This window comes from Phenylobacterium sp. (assembly GCF_031360265.1).
Classification (GTDB): Bacteria; Pseudomonadota; Alphaproteobacteria; order Caulobacterales; family Caulobacteraceae; genus Phenylobacterium.
Genome location: NZ_JANMBF010000148.1, coordinates 1 through 2781, shown reverse-complemented (window position 1 = coordinate 2781; position 2781 = coordinate 1). Strand labels below are relative to the sequence as shown.

Annotated in this window: 4 protein-coding genes; all 4 read left to right on the top strand. The window is 67.8% G+C overall.

What is annotated here, in order from left to right; genetic code table 11:
• On the top strand, positions 1-862 hold an 862-nt coding region (sufB, locus tag RMN86_RS13880), incomplete at its 5' end, for a Fe-S cluster assembly protein SufB (RefSeq protein ID WP_309606447.1).
• Complete coding sequence (locus RMN86_RS13875; RefSeq protein WP_309606446.1) at positions 859-1272, top strand: hypothetical protein; 414 nt, start codon at positions 859-861, stop codon at positions 1270-1272. The genes sufB and RMN86_RS13875, both read left to right, overlap by 4 nt.
• Entirely contained in the window at positions 1272-2018 is a 747-nt protein-coding gene (gene sufC, locus RMN86_RS13870; RefSeq protein WP_309606445.1) for a Fe-S cluster assembly ATPase SufC, read from the top strand. The genes RMN86_RS13875 and sufC overlap by 1 nt, the downstream gene beginning before the upstream one ends.
• Positions 2015-2781 (top strand): SufD family Fe-S cluster assembly protein (locus RMN86_RS13865; RefSeq protein ID WP_309606444.1); only part of this gene is annotated, 767 nt, incomplete at its 3' end. The genes sufC and RMN86_RS13865, both read left to right, overlap by 4 nt.

Here is a 2781-nt window from a genome sequence, read left to right as displayed (position 1 = left end):
GCCGCCGGGCGTACGCTGCCCGATGGAACTGTCGACCTATTTCCGCATCAACGCCGAGAATTCCGGCCAGTTCGAACGCACCCTGATCATCGCCGACAAGGGCAGTTATGTCTCGTACCTGGAGGGTTGCACAGCGCCCATGCGCGACGAGAACCAGTTGCACGCCGCCGTGGTCGAGCTGGTGACGATGGACGACGCCGAGATCAAATATTCCACCGTCCAGAACTGGTATCCGGGCGATCCGGTGACCGGCAAGGGCGGCATCTACAACTTCGTCACCAAGCGCGCCGACTGCCGTGGCGACCGCTCCAAGGTCTCCTGGACCCAGGTCGAGACCGGCTCGGCGATCACCTGGAAATACCCGTCCTGCATTCTTCGCGGCGACGGCTCGTCGGGCGAATTCTACTCGATCGCCATCACCAACGGTCGCCAGCAGGCCGACACCGGAACCAAGATGATCCACCTGGGCCGCGACACCCGCTCGCGGATCATTTCCAAGGGCATCAGCGCCGGCCGGTCGTCCAACACCTATCGCGGCCTGGTCTCCGCCCACCCCAAGGCCACGGGCGCGCGCAATTTCACCCAGTGCGACAGCCTGCTGATCGGCAAGCACTGCGCCGCCCACACCGTGCCCTACATCGAAGCCCGCAACGGCCATTCGAAGTTCGAGCACGAGGCGACGACGACCCGGCTGTCGGAGGACCAGCTGTTCTATGTGATGCAGCGCGGGCTCAGCCAGGAGGAGGCCGTCCAGCTGCTAGTCAACGGCTTCGTCAAGGACGTGCTGCAGGAGCTGCCCATGGAGTTCGCGGTGGAGGCCCAGAAGCTGGTGGCGATCTCTCTCGAAGGGAGCGTCGGATGACGGCCAGGTCCAACAAGGCCGGCGAGTTCGTGCCGATGTCACTGAAGGCGGCGTTCGAAATCGAGCACGCCAAGCGCCAGGCCGAGATCCGCCGCCGCGAGGAGGCCGAGCGCCGCCAGCAGGAGGAAGACTTGAGCCGCGCCGAGGAGCTCTATGACGCCATCGTCGGCGACCCGGAGTTTCTGGCCGCGCACCGGCTGACCGTCGACTGGCGCCGCTATCGGGTGTCGCTGGAAAGTCCGGACTTCCGCATCTCCGCCTATTTCGAAGCTGGCCGCGCCAGCATCACCTCGGGCGACAAGCGCGCCGCCCTTCCGGGCTCGCCGACGCCGCGCAAGCAGGAAACCGTGGAGACCGTCGCCGAGGCGCTGAGCGTCATGGCCCTATTCCTCGTGGACGAGACCCGTTGATGCTCAAGGTTGAAAACCTGCACGCCGCCGTCGATGGCAAGGCGATCCTCAAGGGCCTGTCGCTGGAGATTCCCGCCGGCGAAGTCCACGCCGTCATGGGGCCGAACGGCGCCGGCAAGTCGACGCTCTCCTATGTGCTCACCGGCCGCTCCGGCTATGAAGTGACCGGCGGGACTGCGACGCTCGACGGCGAGGACTTGCTGGCCCTGGCGCCCGATGCGCGGGCCGCGCGGGGCCTGTTCCTGTCGTTCCAGTATCCGCTGGAAATTCCGGGGGTCCCGGCGCTGACCTTCATCCGCACCGCGCTCAACGCCCAGCATCGCGCGCGCGGCGAAGCCGAGGTGTCCGCGCCGGCCTTCCTGAAGCTCGCCCGGGAAAAGGCCGCCGCGCTGAAGATCGACTTCGACATGCTCAAGCGCGCGCTCAACGTCGGCTTCTCAGGTGGTGAGAAGAAGCGGATGGAAATCTTTCAAATGGCAATGCTTTCGCCGCGCTTCCTCATTCTTGACGAGACTGACAGCGGCCTGGACATCGACGCGCTGCGGATCGTCTCCGACGGGGTCAACGCCCTGCGCTCGCCCGACCGCGCCATGCTGGTGATCACCCACTACCAGCGCCTGCTAGACTACATCAAACCCGACCGGGTCCATGTGCTGGCCGGCGGCCGGATCGTCGCCTCCGGCGGCCCCGAACTTGCCCACGACCTCGAACGTGACGGCTACGAACGCTACGAGGCCGCCGCTTGAGCCTCGCTGCCGCCCTTCGCGACCGCGACGTCGCCGAGCTGCCGTCCCGTCGCGACGAGGACTGGCGCTGGACGGACCTGCGCGCCCTGATCCGCGTCCTGCCGGAGCCGTCCGAAACCGCGAAGGCCGCCGGCGTCGGGCCGTTCGATTCCCTGACGGCGGATGTGCGCCAGGTGGTCAATGGCAGGGGCGCGGCGAAGATCGTCGTCGCCGACGGGCAGTCGGCCATCATCGCCCTGCGCTTTGTCTCGCATGGCGCCGGCTCCCATGTGGCGACCGCCGAGATCACGGTCGGAGCCGACAGTCGGCTGGTTCTGCTGGAAAGCTACGAGAGCGATGGCGGTTCGGTCAGCCAGACCTCTCTGACCATCACTCTGGCGCCCGGCGCGACGGTCGAGCGCATCATCCTCGCGCGGGACGACGCCGAGGCGGTGTCGGTCAGCCAGGCCGACGTTCGCCTGTCCCCCACGGCGACCTTCGCCCAGACGGTCGTCACCTCCGGCGCCCGGCGCCAGCGGATCGAAACCTGCGTCGCCCACCCCGGCGGCGGCGCGGTGCTGCGCCTCGATGGCGTCTACCTGCTGGCCGACAAAGCTCACGCCGACCAGACCTGCGTCGTCACCCACGGCGGGACCGATGGCGTCACCGACCAACTCACCAAGGGCGTGGTCCGCGACCAGGCGCGCGGGGTCTTCCAGGGCCGGATCGTGGTGCGGGCCGGCGCCGACCGCACCGACGCGCGGAGGGGCCACCACGCGCGAAT

What these genes read in the sequence shown, in the direction of transcription:
- sufC (WP_309606445.1), top strand. Translation starts at nt 1,272, where the DNA reads ATGCTCAAGGTTGAAAACCTGCACGCCGCCGTCGATGGCAAGGCGATC.
- RMN86_RS13875 (WP_309606446.1), top strand. Translation starts at nt 859, where the DNA reads ATGACGGCCAGGTCCAACAAGGCCGGCGAGTTCGTGCCGATGTCACTG.